Source organism: Acidovorax benzenivorans, assembly GCF_028680575.1.
Classification (GTDB): domain Bacteria; phylum Pseudomonadota; class Gammaproteobacteria; order Burkholderiales; family Burkholderiaceae_C; genus Acidovorax; species Acidovorax benzenivorans.
In genome coordinates this window covers 112,977-130,420 of the sequence record NZ_JAPCKI010000011.1, presented here as the reverse complement: position 1 = coordinate 130,420, position 17,444 = coordinate 112,977, and the positions used below count along the sequence as shown (strand labels likewise).

The 17,444-nt window shown below is 64.3% G+C and carries 19 protein-coding genes; 15 read left to right on the top strand and 4 right to left on the bottom strand.

What is annotated here, in order from left to right; all coding sequences use genetic code 11:
- Positions 1-355: GTP-binding protein (locus tag OIN59_RS17875; protein ID WP_274112411.1), on the bottom strand; the 355-nt coding region annotated here is incomplete at its 3' end.
- Between the two features lie 591 nt (positions 356-946).
- Between OIN59_RS17875 and OIN59_RS17870 the strand changes: the two genes are divergently transcribed.
- From OIN59_RS17870 to OIN59_RS17860, 3 genes are all read left to right on the top strand, one after another.
- A complete protein-coding gene (locus tag OIN59_RS17870; protein WP_274112410.1) occupies positions 947-2,101 on the top strand; it encodes an ABC transporter substrate-binding protein in 1,155 nt (384 codons plus the stop codon).
- Between the two features lie 489 nt (positions 2,102-2,590).
- Positions 2,591-2,830, top strand: coding sequence for a hypothetical protein (locus OIN59_RS17865; RefSeq protein WP_274112409.1), 240 nt, complete (start codon positions 2,591-2,593; stop codon positions 2,828-2,830).
- Positions 2,831-2,930: 100 nt separating this feature from the next.
- Positions 2,931-3,206 carry an H-NS histone family protein gene (locus OIN59_RS17860; protein ID WP_274112408.1) on the top strand — a complete coding sequence of 92 codons (276 nt, stop codon included), beginning with the start codon at positions 2,931-2,933 and terminating at the stop codon, positions 3,204-3,206.
- 622 nt (positions 3,207-3,828) lie between these two features.
- Here the strand turns inward: OIN59_RS17860 and OIN59_RS17855 are convergent.
- Both OIN59_RS17855 and OIN59_RS17850 read right to left on the bottom strand, forming a co-directional pair.
- On the bottom strand, positions 3,829-4,596 hold the full coding sequence (locus tag OIN59_RS17855) for a GntR family transcriptional regulator (RefSeq protein WP_274112407.1): 768 nt from the start codon (positions 4,594-4,596) through the stop codon (positions 3,829-3,831).
- A 26-nt stretch (positions 4,597-4,622) separates the two neighbouring features.
- Positions 4,623-6,317: a sigma-54-dependent Fis family transcriptional regulator gene (locus OIN59_RS17850; protein ID WP_274112406.1), complete on the bottom strand. Its 1,695-nt coding sequence runs from the start codon at positions 6,315-6,317 to the stop codon at positions 4,623-4,625.
- Positions 6,318-6,606: 289 nt separating this feature from the next.
- Between OIN59_RS17850 and OIN59_RS17845 the strand changes: the two genes are divergently transcribed.
- From OIN59_RS17845 to OIN59_RS17800, 10 genes are all read left to right on the top strand, one after another.
- Positions 6,607-6,822 carry a phenol hydroxylase subunit gene (locus OIN59_RS17845; RefSeq protein WP_274112405.1) on the top strand — a complete coding sequence of 72 codons (216 nt, stop codon included), beginning with the start codon at positions 6,607-6,609 and terminating at the stop codon, positions 6,820-6,822.
- A 38-nt stretch (positions 6,823-6,860) separates the two neighbouring features.
- The gene (locus OIN59_RS17840; RefSeq protein ID WP_274112404.1) at positions 6,861-7,853 is read left to right on the top strand and encodes a ferritin family protein; all 993 of its coding nucleotides are present in this window, start codon (positions 6,861-6,863) and stop codon (positions 7,851-7,853) included.
- A 14-nt stretch (positions 7,854-7,867) separates the two neighbouring features.
- Complete coding sequence (locus OIN59_RS17835) at positions 7,868-8,161, top strand: MmoB/DmpM family protein (protein ID WP_274112403.1); 294 nt, start codon at positions 7,868-7,870, stop codon at positions 8,159-8,161.
- 40 nt (positions 8,162-8,201) lie between these two features.
- Entirely contained in the window at positions 8,202-9,785 is a 1,584-nt protein-coding gene (locus tag OIN59_RS17830) for an aromatic/alkene/methane monooxygenase hydroxylase/oxygenase subunit alpha (RefSeq protein ID WP_274112402.1), read from the top strand.
- Positions 9,782-10,138 carry a phenol hydroxylase subunit P4 gene (locus OIN59_RS17825; protein WP_274112401.1) on the top strand — a complete coding sequence of 119 codons (357 nt, stop codon included), beginning with the start codon at positions 9,782-9,784 and terminating at the stop codon, positions 10,136-10,138. The genes OIN59_RS17830 and OIN59_RS17825 overlap by 4 nt, the downstream gene beginning before the upstream one ends.
- A 63-nt stretch (positions 10,139-10,201) precedes the next feature.
- Entirely contained in the window at positions 10,202-11,266 is a 1,065-nt protein-coding gene (locus tag OIN59_RS17820) for an NADH:ubiquinone reductase (Na(+)-transporting) subunit F (protein WP_274112400.1), read from the top strand.
- Positions 11,267-11,274: 8 nt separating this feature from the next.
- On the top strand, positions 11,275-11,631 hold the full coding sequence (locus tag OIN59_RS17815) for a 2Fe-2S iron-sulfur cluster-binding protein (protein WP_274112399.1): 357 nt from the start codon (positions 11,275-11,277) through the stop codon (positions 11,629-11,631).
- Between the two features lie 49 nt (positions 11,632-11,680).
- On the top strand, positions 11,681-12,625 hold the full coding sequence (locus OIN59_RS17810) for a catechol 2,3-dioxygenase (protein ID WP_274112398.1): 945 nt from the start codon (positions 11,681-11,683) through the stop codon (positions 12,623-12,625).
- Positions 12,625-13,083: a GlcG/HbpS family heme-binding protein gene (locus tag OIN59_RS17805; RefSeq protein WP_274112397.1), complete on the top strand. Its 459-nt coding sequence runs from the start codon at positions 12,625-12,627 to the stop codon at positions 13,081-13,083. The genes OIN59_RS17810 and OIN59_RS17805 overlap by 1 nt, the downstream gene beginning before the upstream one ends.
- A gap of 73 nt (positions 13,084-13,156) precedes the next feature.
- Positions 13,157-14,017 carry an alpha/beta fold hydrolase gene (locus tag OIN59_RS17800; protein ID WP_274112396.1) on the top strand — a complete coding sequence of 287 codons (861 nt, stop codon included), beginning with the start codon at positions 13,157-13,159 and terminating at the stop codon, positions 14,015-14,017.
- A 47-nt stretch (positions 14,018-14,064) separates the two neighbouring features.
- Here the strand turns inward: OIN59_RS17800 and OIN59_RS17795 are convergent, their stop codons facing one another.
- Positions 14,065-14,970: a LysR substrate-binding domain-containing protein gene (locus OIN59_RS17795; protein ID WP_274112395.1), complete on the bottom strand. Its 906-nt coding sequence runs from the start codon at positions 14,968-14,970 to the stop codon at positions 14,065-14,067.
- A gap of 150 nt (positions 14,971-15,120) precedes the next feature.
- Here OIN59_RS17795 and OIN59_RS17790 point away from each other — a divergent pair, with 150 nt between their 5' ends.
- Positions 15,121-16,581 (top strand): 2-hydroxymuconic semialdehyde dehydrogenase, encoded by a 1,461-nt coding sequence (locus OIN59_RS17790; protein WP_274112394.1) that lies wholly within the window; start codon positions 15,121-15,123, stop codon positions 16,579-16,581.
- A gap of 75 nt (positions 16,582-16,656) precedes the next feature.
- Positions 16,657-17,439, top strand: a complete 783-nt coding sequence (dmpE, locus tag OIN59_RS17785; protein WP_274112418.1) for a 2-oxopent-4-enoate hydratase — start codon at positions 16,657-16,659, stop codon at positions 17,437-17,439.
- Positions 17,440-17,444 lie beyond the last annotated feature (5 nt).

The following is a 17,444-nucleotide window of genomic DNA, read 5'->3' as shown; positions in this document are numbered from 1 at the left end:
CCACGCCAGCCACGCCGTCGAACACGACGACCGCGCCATCGAGCACCCGCAGCGAGCGGTTCACCTCGATGTTGAAGTCGATATGCCCGGGCGTGTCGATCAGGTTGAGCTGCGTGCCCTTCCAGTGCACGGTGACGGCTGCACTGTTGATGGTGATGCCGCGCTTTTGTTCTTGCGGGTCGAAGTCCATGTGGGCCGTGCCGTCGTGCACTTCGCCGATGCGATGGCTTTCTCCCGTGTAGAACAGGATGCGTTCGGTGGTCGTGGTCTTGCCCGCGTCGACGTGGGCGATGACACCGAGGTTACGCAGTTGCCGGTGAGTGTTACTGCGAGAGGAAGAAGAAGTCTTGGTCATGGCGAATCTTTCGTTTTGCGGCTGCACTCGGCTCTGCGAGCAGCTGCCGCCTGGTTGGCTTTGCGCCAGCCCAGGCGTGAAGGATTCGCCTGATCGCTAGCGTCTGAGATGTGTGCTGTCGCCGGAGCCCGGGCGCACGGAACTCAAGCTCCGGCGGTCGGGAATCGTGGCAATCAACTTGTCGTAGGTACGCATGGGTTGGTCCGTGGTGTGAAAAACAAAAAACCCCGGAAGGGGAGCCTGCCGGGGTTCTGTTGACCGGAAGGCGCGCAGCCCTCCGATACGCAATCGAGGGGCGCAACTAAGTGGCGAACGATGCCTTGATCACGTTGATGAGAATTTTCATGAGGAAGAATTATCCTCCTCGCGGAAAAAGCTTGCAAGCGAGCCTGTGGTGGCTGGCGGCTTCATGCTGACGGCGCTCACTAGGATCCGTTGCTAACCGCAGTGGATGCCGCACAAACGTGAGATGAGTCGCAGCCGTGGTGAACGATGGCTCGATGTGGATTCCCCTTATTCAAATACCGCCAGATGCCTAGAGAATGGGCCGACTGCATGGCGTGATGCAGCATTAAAAATCAAGAGAGACACATGCATAAAGCAGTTTGGGGGAGGGCTGCGGCCCATCGAGTGTTGGGGATCGCATTTGGTGCATTGACCAGCGCAGCACTACTGGGGGCAGCAGTAGCGGCGCCTGTCGTGGTCGGTCAGGTAGCTCCGCTGTCGGGTCTTCGAGCCGGGGATGCCCAAGGGTACTCCGCCGGAATGCAGATGTACTTTAACCACGTCAATAGGACGGGCGGAGTCAGCGGAAACACCCTGGTGTTGGCACGTAAAGACGATGCAGGTAGGGTCGATCAAACCCTGGCAGCGACTGAGCAGCTTCTCTCCGAGCAGCGCCCCCTACTGCTGGCGGGATACATGGGGAGCAGCAACCTCGCTGCATTGCAGAAATCAGGCATCCTTGCTAGGGAGAAAATTGCGCTGGTTGGCTATCGCAGTGGAGCGTTTCAGCCGGACATGCCCCAGCTGTACAACGTTCGCGCTGACTTGCGCGAAGAGATTGGAAAAATCACGGAGCATCTGGCAACAGTAGGCGTCACCCAGCTTGGATTTTTCTACGAGGAAAGTGCTTACGCGTCAGAGATGCTTGCACGGGCTGAAGAAGCCATCAAGAAGCATGGAGGAAAGCTCGTCGCCAAAGCGTCCTATGAGGCTGACACCTTGCGTATCGAGACCGCCAATCGAACGTTTCTTGGGACGAAACCTCAGGCCATCATCATGGTCACCAGCGGCGTGGCCGGCGCTGCATTTGTGGAGAAATACCGACTGGAAGGGGGTACTGCTCGCCTCTTTGCCTCCTCGGATGTGGATCTGGAGCAAATGTCCAAGAGACTGGCAGAAGAACACATGCAAGGCATCTCGATCGCACAGGTCACGCCTAACCCCTATCGAGTGTCGAGCAAGCTGAGCAAAGAGTTTCGAGAGGTGCAGGCCAAAAGTGGCGAACCTGATGTGCCTGTGAGCTACGCCATGATGGAAGGCTTCATCACTGCAAAAGTGATCGCCGAGGCGGTCCGCCGTGCGGGAACCAAACTCAATCGCGAAGGATTGGCAGCCGCACTGGAGAGCATCGACAACGTAGATCTGGGCGGATACACGGTGGGGTACCGGCCGGGGCAGCGTATGGGATCGCGGTTTGTGGAGCTGTCGATCGTAAGTGCCGCAGGAAAGATCCGACAATGAAAACCAGATTTGAAATGTAGCAAAGCGCTGCCGACGTGGCCCTGTTAGAGCAAGCCAAACAGGCGCCAGATACTGACCTTTTGTCACTCCTGTTCGAGGATGAGCCGCCCAGTGCTCGAATGACCGTATCCGCAACTTAACGTCGTTGAGATGCTTCTTTGGTACCGGCTTGCTATTCGTTCGAGAATCGAGTTTTGGTTCCAGTGACTGGAGCTTCTAGACAGTCTCTTGCCTCTAATGCTGGGGGCTTAGACCTATCGAGTCTTAGGAACAGCATGAGGCGGCCGATTGCTGAAGAGGCAGGGATGAAGGAAGCGGCTGCGAGATCTTTGCCGCAGCCCAGCCGTTACCGTGTGTGTGGCCCCACATGGAGCGTGACATCCCTGCCCGAGACCAGTTGACTCCCTGCGCATCTGCGCAAAGTCTGGTGCCTTGGTACGATCCCCAGAATCCCAAACCAAGACCCCCACCAAGAACAGATCCCCCTGAGTGAAGAACCTTAGTCCCGCCTTCCCGATGAACCCGTCCACCACCCGAAACTGCTGCGGCTACTGTGGTGCCACCAGCTACCACCGGGTGGTCGCGCGCGACGAGATGGGCGCTATGCGCTATACCGATACCCTGCAATGCAGCGGATGCAGCCGCGAGTTCGCCAATCTGGACATCTGGCGTCAGGGCGGGGCGCAGATGCCCACCCATCCTCCAGTGGTCTCTGCCCCTGCACATTGACCGTCCGGCTCCCCGTCTTGGCGTAGAGTGTTCCCTGTGCCTAAAACGGTTCTCCTTGGACCAAATCACAACATCCCAGCACTCACCCCAACGCACCAGTATGTCCAGCTACGCCGAACTCCTCGCCCAGAAAAAGCTCCTCGACGAACAAATCGCCAACGCCAAGAAGGCCGCGTCCGAACAGGCCCTCCAAACCGTCCTGCAACTCGTTCAGGAATTCGGATTCACGGCCCAGCAAGTCTTCCCTTGGAAGCCCCAGCCCAAGAAGGTCGCCGCCAAGTACCGGGATCCAGCCACTGGTGCCACCTGGTCCGGCCGAGGCAAGCCGCCCCAGTGGATTGCGGGCAAGGACCGCACGCCCTTTGTGATTGCCTGATCGGCATCGCAGGAGAGCCAGGCAGTGGGTCCCCACAGCCTAGCACCCCGCAGGATCACCGGGCGCCCTGGCCCTTGCCGGGAGACAGCGCGATCGCCGAGGGGTCCATCCCACAGTCCAGTCTTTCCTCCACCGTGCGCGCCGACCACACAGCCCGAAACTCCGCCGCTCGCATGGCTGCCGCATGGTGAGGAACCCGACGCTGGTTGTGCCCCAAGCCCTATCCAGGATGCACCTGGGTATCCAGAGCTAACAGTCCTGTGACCTCGGTGCACACCGAATTCCCTGATCCATCCCCCACCGGACTCCAAGGCCCTTCCACCCTGATCACCAGCATCCATCGAGCAGGATGGCAGGGCCGACGCGGAGCTCCCCGTACATCCCTGGCGATGGACTATGGAGATGGTCCGCAGAGACCGTGCCTTGTAGTGGATAGCAAAGCGGCGGCGGCCCTGGCTACTGTGAACCACTCAACTTATTGGGGGGCTATGGGGCAGCGTGACCTATTTCTGAGGGCTGCTTAAGGCCGCTGATTGCGGTCCTTAGCGCCTATTCCGGCGAACGGCAGCTTACGGCCATAGCAGTCGTACGGGGGGACGATCCTGTTGCGCTATGGGGGAACTCAGCTCCGCATCAGTTGTACGGTACCCGGCAAGAATGCTCGACCTTCACGGAGCGCCTTGATCAGCAAATCCGGCGTGGCGCGGATGTGCGCCTCCAGCGCGAGCGCCGCGCGCGCGTCCTGGCCCGCCATGGCCAGTTCGTAGATCTCGGTGTGCTCGATGTGCACGTCGCGCACGCTGCCAGGCAGGCCCATCGCGCAAAAGCGGTAGCGCTCGCTGTGGCGCGAGAGCAGGCGTAGCACCCGAAGTGTCCAGGGGGATGCATGGCCCGACAGTAATGCCTCATGAAAGCGCACATTCAACGCCTCCCACTGCCGCCGGCGCGGGGGCGCGATGGGCTGCTCTTCAGCCGACAGTGCTGTGAAGGCTTCGGCCAGCGCCGTGCGCCACTGCGCGTCGCCTGCGCGGATGGACTGGCGCAGCGCGTCGATCTCGATGTGCACGCGCAGGCTGGTGATGTCCTGCAGTTCCTCCAGCGCTATGGGCGCCACGCGAAAGCCGCGCTGCCCTTCCACGGTCACGAGGGCGTCGCTTACCAGCCGCGTGACAGCCTCGCGCAGCGTGCCTGCGCCGACCTGGTACTGCGTGCGCAGGTGCTCGATGCGCAGCTTGCCGCCGGGGGGGAGGCGCCCTTCGACAATGTCGTCGCGCAGGGTGGCGTAGGTGTGTTCAATGAGGGTGCGCGAGGGGTCCCCTGGGGGGGGGGCGCCCTCGGCTGTGTACCCGCCCGGCAGTGCGATCAGGGGGGTAAAGCTGCGTTTGGCCATGGCAATGTGGTGTGGTGGCGTTTACGTTACGGGGCCGTTTGCCGACGCTCCTGCAGGCGCGACAGGCGGTAGCTGAGCTGTGGACGGGTCAGGCCCAGCGCGCGCGCCGCCGCCGCAAGGTTGCCACCCGCGCGCGCCACGGCTTCGCGGATCAGGGTGTCTTCCAGCGCGTCCAGCGTCAGGCCGCTGGCCTGCAGCGTGTCGTACAAGTTGGCGCTTTGCTGGGTGTGCGACTCGCTCTCCAGCGCACCGGCCGCGTTCACGGTGTGCGCTGTGGGTATGGCCGACGTAGGAAACAGCATTGAGGCATCCACCAGGTCGTCCTGCGGCGCCAGGATCACGCCGCGCTCGACGAGGTTTTCCAGCTCGCGCACGTTGCCGGGCCATTCATGCTGGCGCATGGCGGTCATGGCCAGGTCGGTGAAGCCCGCCAAGCGCTTGCCGTGCATGGCGGCGTAGCGCTGCAGCAGGTGCATTGCCAGCAGCTCGATGTCGTCCACTCGATCACGCAGCGCCGGGATGCGGATGGGATAGACGTTCAGCCGGTACAGCAGGTCGCGCCGAAAGCTCCCTTCCTCCACGGCTTTTTCCAGATCCACGTTGGTGGCGGCCACCACGCGCACGTCCACCTTGCGCGGCTGCGTGCCACCCAGGCGTTCTACCTCGCCCTGTTGCAGCACCCGCAGCAGCTTAGCCTGTGCGGGCAGAGGCAGCTCGCCCAGTTCGTCCAGCAACAGCGTGCCGCCGTGCGCGCGCTCGAAGCGGCCCACGCGTGCGGCGGTGGCGCCGGTGTAGGCGCCCTTCTCGGCTCCGAACAGCTCGCTCTCGATCAGCTCGGCGGGCAGCGCCGCGCAGTTCACGGCCACGAAGGGCTTGTCGGCCCGCGGTCCCATGGCGTGCAGGGCGCGCGCAAAGCGTTCCTTGCCCACGCCCGTTTCGCCGGTCAGCAGCACCGTGACCTGCGTGGGGGCGGCCTTGCGCAGCAGCTCCACCGTGTCGTTGAACGCGCGTGAGTGGCCCAGCAAAGGTCCCTGGTCGTCCACGGGCTGCAGCTGGGTGCGCAGCGCCTCCACCTGGGATTGCAGCTCGTCCAGGCGCACGAGCATCGAGTCGGGATCGTAGTCGCGCGCCAGCTGTTCGCCGTCGGGCCACTCGTGCACGAAGCGGCCTTCGATCAGGCAATGCGCGTGGCCGCAGGCCGTGCACTGCACTTCCTTGAACAGGGTGGGGCGGCGAAAGAACGCGCTGGTATAGCCCGAGGCATAGCCCAGCAGCATCCAGCACACGGGTTCGTCCTGCGGGCCCCAGGCACGCTGGTGCACCTCGGCCTCCCAGCTGTGGTCCCACTGGAAGATGCCGTGAAAGTGGTCTGCAGCCTCGTCCAGCTCGAACACCTGCGGCTGCACGCGCACCGCGCCTTCCAGCATGTGCAACTGTGGCCCCACGGCAAAGGTGTCGAACAGCGACGCGCCCGGCCGCACCTGGCGCGCCAGCAGCGCGTCGCGCTCGCCGGAGGCATACCCCGCGCGCATCAGCAGGCGGCGCGTGTGCACCGCCCCCAGGCTGGCGACCAATTCGCGTCGCAGCGCCTGGAAGGCCGCCGCGTGCACCAGCAGCATGCGCTGGTCCGCCAGCCAGATGCGGCCATCGACGGGGGAAAAGTGCACCAAGCGGCGCAGGTCCGCGTCGGAGGGGAAGGGCGGCAGGGCGGTCGCGGGCATAAGGAAAGTATCGATAAACAGGGTTTCTGTGTCCATCAGGGCGGACCCTTGGCCACTTCTTCATCATTTCATCAATTGGCCGATAGCGGTGGTGAGCAAAACATCATGCTGCTGTGCAGCAATCGCATGTACCGCCACTCGGGCAGACGCGGCGACGGGGTCCAGCAGGGCCGGATGGAGTGGGTTTTGTAGGGACTAACCCTGAATTTATCGAGATTTTTGCGATAGATGGCATGCGTTGGCACGGCCCGTGCAAAACGGTGCATGCAAAGCCGCACAGGAGATCACCATGCACCGCCCCGCCAACGCCGAACTGCACGCTATCGCGCAACCCGTCTGCGATCTGTCGCAGCGATTCGTGCGCGTGCTGGGGCGCCGTGACAACGGCTTTGTCGAGTTCGCGTTCTCGGTCGGATGGCCCGAGCTGACCGTGGAGCTTCTGCTCCCGGAGATGGCGTTCGAGGCCTTCTGCGTGGACCACCGCGTGCGCCGCCTGGACGACTGAGCCGGGTTCCCATAAACACCAACAGGAGACAAGCCCCCATGAACATCGACCTGCAGGCGCGTGAGATCCAACCGCTGCGCCACACTTTTGCCCGCGTGGCGGCCCATACGGGCGACAAGCCTTCGTCGCGCTACCTGGAAGCCACGGTGGGCGTGCAGCCCACCGCGAACTTCCATTACCGCCCGACCTGGGAGCCAGAGTTCGAGTTGTTCGACACCGCTCGCACGGCCGTCAAGATGGCCGACTGGGACGCGTTGCGCGATCCGCGCCAGTTCTATTACGCCAACTGGACCATGGCGCGGGCCCGTCAGCAGGAGGCGATGGAGGCCAATTACCAGTTCGTGGAATCACGCGGGCTGATCGACAAGATTCCGGACACGCAGCGCGCTGCCGCCTGCGAAGTGCTTATGCCGCTGCGCCACGCGGCCTGGGGCGCGAACATGAACAACTGCACCATCTGCTCACGCGGTTATGGCACGGCGTTCACGGCGCCGGCCATGTTCCACGCCATGGATCACCTGGCCGTGGCGCAGTACATCACGCGCCTGGGGTTGGCCCTGGGCGAGCCCGGCGCACTCGACGCGGGCCAGAACGACTGGCTGCACGACCCGCGCTGGCAGGTGCTGCGCCGGCTGGTGGAGGACACGCTGGTGGTCCAGGACCCGTTCGAGTTGTTCGTGGCACAGAACCTGGCGCTCGATGGCCTGCAGTACCCACTGATCTACACGCATTTTGTGGACGACCACCTGGCAGTGCAGGGCGGCACGGCGGTCGCCATGCTGACCGCCTTCATGCCCGAGTGGCATGACGAGAGCGCGCGCTGGGTGGACGCGGTCATCAAGGTGGCCGCTGCAGCATCGGACGACAACCGGGCGCTGATCACCGATTGGTTCAAGACCTATGCCGATCTGGCGCAGGCCGCGCTGGCACCGGTGGCGGACCGCGCACTGGGTGCGCAAGGCGCCGAGGCCCTGGCCGATGTGCGCACAGCGCTGGACGCGCGGGCTCGCAAGTCCGGCCTGGTCGTCTAGAGGAAGTCATCACCATGAACGCATCTACCGTTTCCGCCGTCTCCAGCGTCTTCATTGCCTTTCAGGACAACGAAGAGTCCCGCCCGGTCGTGGACGCCATCCTGGCGGACAACGCCCAGGCCAGCGCCACCTATCCACCGGGGCTCGTGAAGATCAACGCGCCCGGCCGCCTCGTGATCCGCCGCGAAACCATCGAAGAGCAGACCGGCCAGCGCTTCAACCTGCAGCAGCTGCACGTCAACCTCGTGACGCTGTCCGGTTACATCGACGAAGACGACGACGAGTTTTCACTGAGCTGGCAGCACTGAGCCTGCAGGTCATTGCACGAAACCAATAGGAGACAACATCATGGACGCACCTGTCATCAAGAAGAAACTGGGCCTCAAGGACCGCTACGCCGCCATGACGCGCGGCCTGGCCTGGGATACGACCTACCAGCCAATGGAAAAGGTCTTTCCGTTCGACCAGTATGAAGGCATCAAGATCCACGACTGGGACAAATGGGAAGACCCGTTTCGCCTGACCATGGACGCCTACTGGAAGTACCAGGGCGAGAAGGAAAAGAAGCTCTATGCCGTGATCGAGGCCTTTGCGCAGAACAACGGCCAGCTCGGCATCTCGGATGCGCGCTACGTGAACGCGCTCAAGCTGTTCATCCAGGGCGTGACACCGCTGGAGTACTACGCGCACCGCGGCTTTGCGCATGTGGGCCGGCACTTCACAGGCGCCGGGGCCCGCGTGGCGGCGCAGATGCAGTCCATTGACGAACTGCGCCACTACCAGACCGAGACACACGCGCTGTCGCACTACAACAAGTACTTCAACGGCATGCACCAGCCGACCCAATGGTTCGACCGCGTGTGGTACCTGTCGGTGCCCAAGTCGTTCTTCGAGGATGCGCTGTCGGGTGGGCCCTTTGAGTTCCTCACGGCTGTGAGCTTCTCGTTTGAGTATGTGCTGACCAACCTGCTGTTCGTGCCCTTCATGTCGGGTGCTGCGCACAACGGCGATATGTCCACGGTGACGTTTGGTTTCTCGGCGCAATCCGACGAATCACGCCACATGACGCTGGGCATCGAGTGCATCAAGTTCATGCTGGAGCAGGACCCTGCCAACGTGCCCATCGTGCAGAAGTGGATCGACAAGTGGTTCTGGCGCGGCTACCGCCTGCTCACCCTGGTAGCCATGATGCAGGACTACATGCTGCCCAAGCGCGTGATGAGCTGGAAGGAAAGCTGGGAGATGTATGTCGAGGAAAACGGCGGCGCGCTGTTCCGCGACCTGGCGCGCTACGGTATCCGCGAGCCCAAGGGCTGGAAAGAGGCCTGTGAGGGCAAGGACCACATCAGCCACCAGGCCTGGAACACGTTCTACAGCTACGGCGCTGCAGCCCCCTTCCACACCTGGATCCCCAAGGAAGACGAGCTGCGGTGGCTCAGCGAGAAGTACCCCGACACCTTCGACAAGTACTACCGCCCACGCTTCGAGCACCTGCGCGAAGAGCAAAAAGCCGGCCGGCGCATTTACAACAAGACGCTGCCGATGCTGTGCAACACCTGCCAGATTCCGCTGCTCTTCACCGAGCCGGGCGACCCCACCAAGATCTGCCACCGCGAGACCGAATACAAGGGCGAAAAGTACCACTTCTGCAGCGACGGCTGTCAGCACGTGTTCGAGGACGAGCCCGAGAAATACGTGCAGTCGTGGCTGCCGGTGCAGCAGATTTACCAGGGCCAATGCTTCAAGCCCGGTGTGGATCCCACCGCCGAAGGCTTTGACCCGCTGCTGGCCGTGCTGGACTGGTACGGCATGAACGTGGGGCGTGACAACTTCGACTTCGAAGGCTCGGAAGACCAGAAGAACTTTGCCACCTGGCGTGGCGACCCCGCGCCGGTGAGCGCCACTGCAGCGCAGCAAGGAGCCCAGTCATGAGCGTGACCGCCCTCAAACCCTACGACTTCCCCGCCAAGGACGTGCGCGAGAACTTCCCTGCGCCGCTGCTCTTCATCGGCTGGGAGGAGCACCTCATGTTCCCCTGCCCGGTGGCGCTGCCCCTGCCTGCCGATATGCCCTTTGGCGCCATCGGCCAGGTGGTGCTGCCCGGCGTGTATGGCGTGCACCCCGACTTTGCCCGCATCGACTGGAACACCATGCAGTGGTTCAAGTCGGGCCAGCCCTGGACGCCCGACCCGGCCAAGAGCCTGGCCGACAACGGCCTGGGCCACAAGGACATGATCAGCTTCCGCACGCCGGGCCTGACGGGCATCCAGGGGTCCTTCAGCTAACTATCGCAGCCCGCACCGACGGCGGGTGCTGCCTTTGCGCAGCCCCGTCGTCCAGGACAAGCCATGAGCTACCAACTGACTCTCGAACCCCTGGGCGCCACCATCGAGGTGGAAGAAGGCCAGACCCTGCTAGATGCCGCCCTGCGCCAGGGCATCTACATACCGCATGCCTGTGGCCACGGCCTGTGCGGCACCTGCAAGGTGCAGGTGACTGACGGCGAGGTGGACCATGGCGCAGCCAACCCGTTCGCCTTGATGGAAATGGAGCGTGACGACGGCAAGACGCTGGCCTGCTGTGCCACGCTGCAGTCGGACGCCACCGTCGAGGCCGACTTTGACGACGACCCCGACGCCCAAGTGATTCCGGTGCGTGACTTCACCGCCACGGTGGCGCGCATCGAGCAGCTCACTCCGACCATCAAGGCCCTGCACCTGCACCTGGACCAGCCCATCCATTACCAGGCCGGGCAGTATGTGCAGGTGCAGATTCCGGGCGTTGAAGGCGGGCGCGCCTTCTCGATTGCCAATGCGCCCGGTGCCGACGGCTTGAGCAGCGAGATCGAGCTGAACGTGCGCCAGGTGCCCGGCGGCGCTGGCACCACCTGGTTGCACCAGTCGCTGCAACCAGGCGACCGGCTGCAGCTGACCGGGCCGTACGGCCGCTTCTTCGTGCGCCGCTCGGCGGCCATGCCCATGGTGTTCATGGCCGGAGGTTCGGGCCTGTCGAGTCCGCGCGCCATGATTCTGGAGTTGCTGGCCAGCGGCTGCACGCAGCCCATCACGCTGGTGTACGGGCAGCGCAGTGCGCAGGAGCTGTACTACGACGCCGAGTTCCGTGACCTCGCAGCGCGCCATCCGCATTTCACCTACGTACCGGCGCTGTCGAACGCAGCCGAGGGCGATGGCTGGAACGGTGCGCGCGGCTTCGTTCACGAAGCAGCCAAGGCGCACTTTGGTGGCAGCTTTGTCGGCCACAAGGCCTACCTGTGCGGGCCACCGCCCATGATTGAAGCCTGCATCGGCACGCTGATGCAGGGGCGCCTGTTCGAGCGCGACATCTACACCGAGAAATTCCTTTCGGCCGCCGATGCGCAGCAGGCACGCAGCCCCTTGTTCAAGACGATTTAGGAGCCGCCATGGGAATCCACCCCTGTTCCAAAGTTCGCGTCAGCGTGTCGCAGACCGGCGACTGTTATGACTGCGCCACCACCGAAAGCCTGCTGGCCGGCATGTTGCGTCTGGGCCGCAAGGGAATCCCGGCCGGTTGCGTCAGCGGTGGCTGCGGAGTTTGCAAGGTGCGCATCGTGGAAGGGGCGGTGCAATCGCTCGGACCCATCAGCCGCGCCCATGTCAGCAGCGAAGAAGAGGCCAACGGCTACACGCTGGCCTGCCGCGTGGCGCCCACCCAGGCCGTCTGCCTGGAAGTGGCCGCCCGATTGCGCAAGCCTTTCCTGGGCAGCGCCACCGCGGTGGTGCAACGCCCTGCCAGTTGAGTCAGCCAATTTGAATCAGTGAAGTTTTACCAACCGAAGGAGACATGAAATGGGTGTACTGAGAATCGGCCACGTGAGCCTGCGGGTCATGGACATGGCCGCTGCTGTGAAGCACTACGAAGAGGTCTTAGGCCTCAAGACCGCCATGAAGGACAACGCTGGTAACGTGTATCTGAAATGCTGGGACGAGTGGGACAAATACTCGATCATCCTCACGCCCAGCGACCGTGCGGGCCTGAACCACGTGGCCTACAAGGTGAAAAAGGATGAGGACCTGGACGCGCTGCAGGCCCGCATCGAAGCCTGGGGCATCAAGACCACGATGCTGGCGGAGGGCACGCTGCCCTCCACCGGCCGCATGCTGCAGTTCAACCTGCCCAGCGGCCATGAAATGCGCCTGTACGCCATGAAGGAATACGTGGGCACCGACGTGGGCACCGTCAACCCCGACCCGTGGCCCGATGGCGTCCGGGGCGCGGGCGCGCACTGGCTCGACCATTTGCTGCTGATGTGCGAGATGAACCCCGAGGCGGGCATCAATACCGTGCAGGACAACACGCGCTTCATGGTGGAGTGCCTGGAGTTCTTCCTGACCGAGCAGGTGCTGGTCGGCCCCCAGGGCGACATGCAGGCCGCCACCTGGATGGCGTGCACCACCACGCCGCACGACATTGCCTTTGTGGGCGGCCCTGTCAGCGGCCTGCACCATATCGCGTTCTTCCTGGATTCGTGGCACGACGTGCTCAAGGCCGCCGACGTCATGGCCAAGAAGAAGGTCAAGATCGACGTGGCGCCCACGCGCCACGGCATCACGCGCGGCGAGACCATTTACTTCTTCGACCCCAGCGGCAACCGCAACGAAACCTTTGCCGGGCTGGGTTACCTCGCACAGCCAGACCGCCCCGTGACCACCTGGAGCGAGGACAAGCTGGGCAGCGGAATCTTCTACCACACGGGGGAACTGGTGGCGTCTTTCACGGACGTGTACACCTGATGCCAGGCGCTGCCCTGCCACCTGCCACGGCGCTCAGTGTTCCGCAGTCGGTCATCGACGCGGCGCCCGCGCTGCGTGCCGCGCAGGCCGCCGTGGCGCACGCCGCTGCGTTGGGCGTGCGCGTGAATGTGTCGGTGGTGGATGCTGCTGGCGTGCTGGCGGCCTTTGCGCGCATGCCGGGCGCACCACTGCATTCCGTGGACATTGCCCATGACAAGGCCTACACGGCCACAAGCTTTGGCCTGCCGACGAGTGCATGGCATGCCGAACTGGCCTCGCACTCCGACGCAGTGCGCCAGGGGCTGGTGCTGCGGCCGCGCTTCGTCGCCTTTGGCGGCGGCCTGCCCATCGTGGAGGACGGCGTGCGCATCGGCGGCATCGGCGTGTCCGGCGGTAGCGAAGCGCAGGACGAGGCCATTGCGCGCGCTGGCTTGCAGGCGCTAGGCCTTGGCGCCTGATTCATTCCACGCGCGAAATCACACCCCGCATCCATACCTCGCATTCGCGCTTGATCCATACGAAAGCTGAAGCATGTCAGTATCCCAACTAGAACGGCCAACCCAGAGCAACCCGGAGGTTGCGCACACCATCACGGCGGCCGGAATCCGCACAAACTATCACGACGTGGGCAGCGGCGACCCGGTGCTGCTGATCCATGGATCCGGCCCGGGCGTGTCGGCCTGGGCCAACTGGCGACTCGTGATGCCTGCGCTGTCCGAGCGTGCGCGCGTGATCGCGCCGGACATGGTGGGCTTCGGCTTCAGCGAGCGGCCTGCGGGCTTCCACTACGGGATGGACGCCTGGGTGCGCCAGGCCGTGGGCCTGCTCGACGCGCTGGGCATCGAGCGCGCCGACCTCGTGGGCAACTCGTTCGGCGGCGGGCTGGCGCTGGCGCTGGCCATCCGCCACCCTGAGCGCGTGCGCCGCCTGGTGCTGATGGGCAGCGTGGGCGTGCCGTTCCCGATCACGCGCGGGCTGGACGCGGTCTGGGGCTACACCCCCTCGGTGCAGAACATGCGCGCCATCATGGATTACTTCGCCTTCAACCGCGACTTGATGAGCGATGACCTGGCCCGCATGCGCTACGAGGCCAGCATCCGCCCGGGCTTTCAGGAATCGTTCTCGGCAATGTTCCCCGCGCCGCGCCAGCGCTGGGTCGATACGCTGGCCAGCGCCGAGCAGGACATCCGCGCCATCCCGCATGAAACCCTGATCGTCCACGGCCGCGAGGATCAGGTGATCCCGCTGTCCAACTCCTACACGCTGGCCGAGTGGATCGGGAACGCGCAGATGCATGTGTACGGCCACTGCGGCCACTGGACGCAGATCGAGCACGCGGCGCGTTTTGCCCGCCTGGTCGGCGACTTCCTGGCAGAGGCCGCGAAGGACTGATCCCATGTGCGTTGCTCCACCGCTCCACGACGACGCTGCGGCCTGCGCTATGTGCCGCCGTTGCTCTGCCGCGCGGCAAATGAGCGCACCACTTGCAGGAAGGCAGTCAGCACCGGTGAGCTGTCTTCGGTGCGGTACAGACAGCACAGCGCGATATCACGCAGGTAGCGCGAGCGCAGCGGTCGGTAGGCCACGCCCGGCAAGCGCAGGCTCATGGCGGACTGGGTCGTGATGCAGCAGCCAAAGCCACTGGCCACCAGGGCCACGCAGGTCAGCACGTCCTCGACCTCCTGCGCCACCTCCAGCCGCGCGCCCTCGCGCACGAAGGCGGCAGTCACCTCCTGCGCCAAGCCGGGCAGGGGTGCGTTGGGGTACAGGATCATCGGCACGCCGCTCAGGTCGCGCAGGTCGATCTGTGCGCGCTCGCACAGCGGGTGGGTTTCGGGCAGGCCGACCACCAGCGGCTCGCGCAGCACGATCTCCACACCCAGGCCCGGCTCCGCCTGCACCAGCCGGTTGAAGCCCACGGTGATGCGGCGCTCGCGCAGCGCCTGCAGCTGCTCGGCCTTGGTCATGTTGTGCAGCTCCAGGCGCACGGCGGGGCGTTCGCGGTGGAAGTCCGCCAGCAGCCGCGGAATCACGTCGAGCACGCCCGAGCCGAAGATGCCCACATCGAGTCGGCCGATCAGCCCCTCACCCGCCAGGCGGGTGCGTTCGCTGGCGCGCTCGGCCAACGACAGGATGTTGGGCACCTCATCCAGCAATGCCTGGCCCGCAGCCGTCAGCTCCACGCCCTTGGGCGTGCGCAGAAACAGTGGCGTGCCCAGTTCCTCTTCCAGCCCGCGGATCTGCCGCGTGAGTGGCGGCTGGGCCATATGCAGCCGCTGCGCCGCCCGGCCGAAGTTCAGCTCCTGGGCCAGAGCCAAAAAATATTTCATCTGCCGCAGGTCCATGGCTGCCTCTTTTTTAAATACCTTGAAGGTATCAATTTTAGAAAATTCGGTATTGGACAGTATGACGCCTGCAGCCTATCGTTGCCCTTATCGCTGCAAGGACAACGTGAACCATCACCCCCTGACAGCCCATCCGGAAATGAGAGAGACATGCTAGCCAACCAGATTTTGAATTTCATCAACGGCGAATTCGTGGCCACGGACAAGTGGTTCGACAACCGCACGCCGACCTCCAACGCGGTCATCGGCCAGGTGGCCGAAGCTGGCAAGGCCGAGGTGGACGCCGCCGTGGCCGCCGCGCGCGCGGCGCTCAAGGGGCCGTGGGGCTCCATGCCCCTGGCCAAGCGGGTGGAGCTGCTCGAAGCCCTGGTGGCCGAGATCACGCGCCGCTTCGACGAGTTCCTGGAGGCCGAGTGCGCCGACACCGGCAAGCCCATGAGCCTGGCCTCGCACATCGACATCCCGCGCGGTGCGGCCAACTTCAAGGTGTTCGCCGACGTGGTGAAGAACGTGCCCACCGAGTTCTTCGAGATGGCCACGCCCGACGGCCGCGGCGCCATCAACTACGGCTTTCGCAAGCCTGTGGGCGTGGTCGGTGTGATCTGCCCGTGGAACCTGCCGCTGCTGCTCATGACCTGGAAGGTCGGCCCGGCGCTGGCCTGCGGCAACACGGTGGTGGTCAAGCCATCCGAGGAGACCCCGCGCACCGCCGCCCTGCTGGGCGAGGTGATGAACCAGGTGGGCATCCCTAAGGGCGTGTACAACGTGGTGCACGGCTTCGGCCCCGGCTCGGCGGGCGAGTTCGTGACCACGCACCCCGGCATCGACGCCATCACCTTCACGGGCGAGACGCGCACCGGCGAGGTCATCATGAAGGCCGCCGCCAAGGGCGCTCGCCCCGTGAGCTTGGAGATGGGCGGCAAGAACGCCGCCATCGTGTTCGCCGACGCCGACTTCGACGCGGCCATCGAAGGCACTCTGCGCTCCGCGTTCGCCAACTGCGGCCAGGTCTGCCTGGGCACCGAGCGCGTCTATGTCGAGCGCCCGATCTTCGACAAATTCGTGGCCGCGCTGAAGGCTGGCGCCGAGCAGATGAAGATCGGCGTGCCCCAGGACAAGGACACCGGCATGGGCCCGCTGATCAGCAAGGAGCACCAGGCCAAGGTGCTGTCGTACTACCGGCTGGCGGTGCAGGAGGGCGCCACGGTGGTCACCGGCGGCGGCGCGCCCGATATGCCCGGCGACTTGAAGGACGGCTGCTGGGTGCAGCCTACCATCTGGACCGGCCTGCCCGAGACCGCGCGCGTCATCAAGGAAGAGATCTTCGGCCCCTGCTGCCACATCGCCCCGTTCGACACCGAAGAAGAGGTGCTGGCCAAGGCCAACGACAACGAATACGGCCTCGCCACCGCCATCTGGACGCGCGACGTGTCGCGCGCGCACCGCGTGGCGCAGCGCATGGAGGTCGGCATCTCGTGGGTCAACAGCTGGTTCCTGCGCGACCTGCGCACGCCGTTCGGCGGCTCCAAGCAGTCCGGCATCGGCCGCGAGGGCGGCGTGCATTCGCTGGAGTTCTACACCGAGCTCAAGAACGTCTGCATCAAGCTCTGATTTCCAGCAAAACCTGCCTCCGGTGCTTATTGATGAAGCACTGATAGCTACTCTTTCAATAGCAAAACCATGACCATGAACTCTCAACAGATCGAGCAGCTCGGCGATGAGCTGTACCAGGCCCTCGCGGGCTGCCAGGTGGTAGAGCCACTGACCTCGCGCCATTCCGACATCACCATCGACGACGCCTACGCCATCCAGCAGCGCATGATGGCCCGGCGTCTGGCTGCCGGCGAGAAAGTCGTCGGCAAGAAGATCGGCGTGACCTCCAAGGCCGTGATGGAGATGCTGGGCGTGTTTCAGCCCGACTTTGGCTGGCTCACCGACGCCATGGTCTACAACGAAGGCCAGGCCATCCCTGCCAACACGTTGATCCAACCCAAGGCCGAGGGCGAGATCGCCTTCGTGCTGAAGAAGACGCTGAAGGGCCCAGGCGTGACTGCCGCCGACGTGCTGGCCGCCACCGACGGCGTGATGGCGTGCTTCGAGATCGTCGATTCACGCATTCGCGACTGGAAGATCAAGATCCAGGACACCGTGGCCGACAACGCCAGCTGCGGCGTGTTCGTGCTGGGCGACCGCCTGGTGGACGTGCGCGACGTGGACCTGGGCACCTGCGGCATGGTGTTGGAAAAGAACGGAGACATCGTGGCCACCGGCGTGGGCGCTGCGGCCCTGGGCCACCCGGCCAACGCCGTGGCCTGGCTGGCCAACACGCTGGGCACCCACGGCATTGCACTGGAGGCGGGCGAGGTGATCCTGTCGGGCTCGCTGGGCATCATGGTGCCGGTGGTGGCGGGCGACAACCTGCGCGTGACGATCGGTGGCATCGGCGGCTGCTCGGTGCGTTTCGTCTGAGGAGC

Bases quoted from the DNA above. Each gene is read 5' to 3' on its own strand.
- OIN59_RS17870 (WP_274112410.1), top strand. From the start codon at position 947: ATGCATAAAGCAGTTTGGGGGAGGGCTGCGGCCCATCGAGTGTTGGGG.
- OIN59_RS17860 (WP_274112408.1), top strand. From the start codon at position 2,931: ATGTCCAGCTACGCCGAACTCCTCGCCCAGAAAAAGCTCCTCGACGAA.
- OIN59_RS17855 (WP_274112407.1), bottom strand. From the start codon at position 4,596: ATGGCCAAACGCAGCTTTACCCCCCTGATCGCACTGCCGGGCGGGTAC.
- OIN59_RS17850 (WP_274112406.1), bottom strand. From the start codon at position 6,317: ATGCCCGCGACCGCCCTGCCGCCCTTCCCCTCCGACGCGGACCTGCGC.
- OIN59_RS17845 (WP_274112405.1), top strand. From the start codon at position 6,607: ATGCACCGCCCCGCCAACGCCGAACTGCACGCTATCGCGCAACCCGTC.
- OIN59_RS17840 (WP_274112404.1), top strand. From the start codon at position 6,861: ATGAACATCGACCTGCAGGCGCGTGAGATCCAACCGCTGCGCCACACT.
- OIN59_RS17835 (WP_274112403.1), top strand. From the start codon at position 7,868: ATGAACGCATCTACCGTTTCCGCCGTCTCCAGCGTCTTCATTGCCTTT.
- OIN59_RS17830 (WP_274112402.1), top strand. From the start codon at position 8,202: ATGGACGCACCTGTCATCAAGAAGAAACTGGGCCTCAAGGACCGCTAC.
- OIN59_RS17825 (WP_274112401.1), top strand. From the start codon at position 9,782: ATGAGCGTGACCGCCCTCAAACCCTACGACTTCCCCGCCAAGGACGTG.
- OIN59_RS17820 (WP_274112400.1), top strand. From the start codon at position 10,202: ATGAGCTACCAACTGACTCTCGAACCCCTGGGCGCCACCATCGAGGTG.
- OIN59_RS17815 (WP_274112399.1), top strand. From the start codon at position 11,275: ATGGGAATCCACCCCTGTTCCAAAGTTCGCGTCAGCGTGTCGCAGACC.
- OIN59_RS17810 (WP_274112398.1), top strand. From the start codon at position 11,681: ATGGGTGTACTGAGAATCGGCCACGTGAGCCTGCGGGTCATGGACATG.
- OIN59_RS17805 (WP_274112397.1), top strand. From the start codon at position 12,625: ATGCCAGGCGCTGCCCTGCCACCTGCCACGGCGCTCAGTGTTCCGCAG.
- OIN59_RS17800 (WP_274112396.1), top strand. From the start codon at position 13,157: ATGTCAGTATCCCAACTAGAACGGCCAACCCAGAGCAACCCGGAGGTT.
- OIN59_RS17795 (WP_274112395.1), bottom strand. From the start codon at position 14,970: ATGGACCTGCGGCAGATGAAATATTTTTTGGCTCTGGCCCAGGAGCTG.
- OIN59_RS17790 (WP_274112394.1), top strand. From the start codon at position 15,121: ATGCTAGCCAACCAGATTTTGAATTTCATCAACGGCGAATTCGTGGCC.
- dmpE (WP_274112418.1), top strand. From the start codon at position 16,657: ATGAACTCTCAACAGATCGAGCAGCTCGGCGATGAGCTGTACCAGGCC.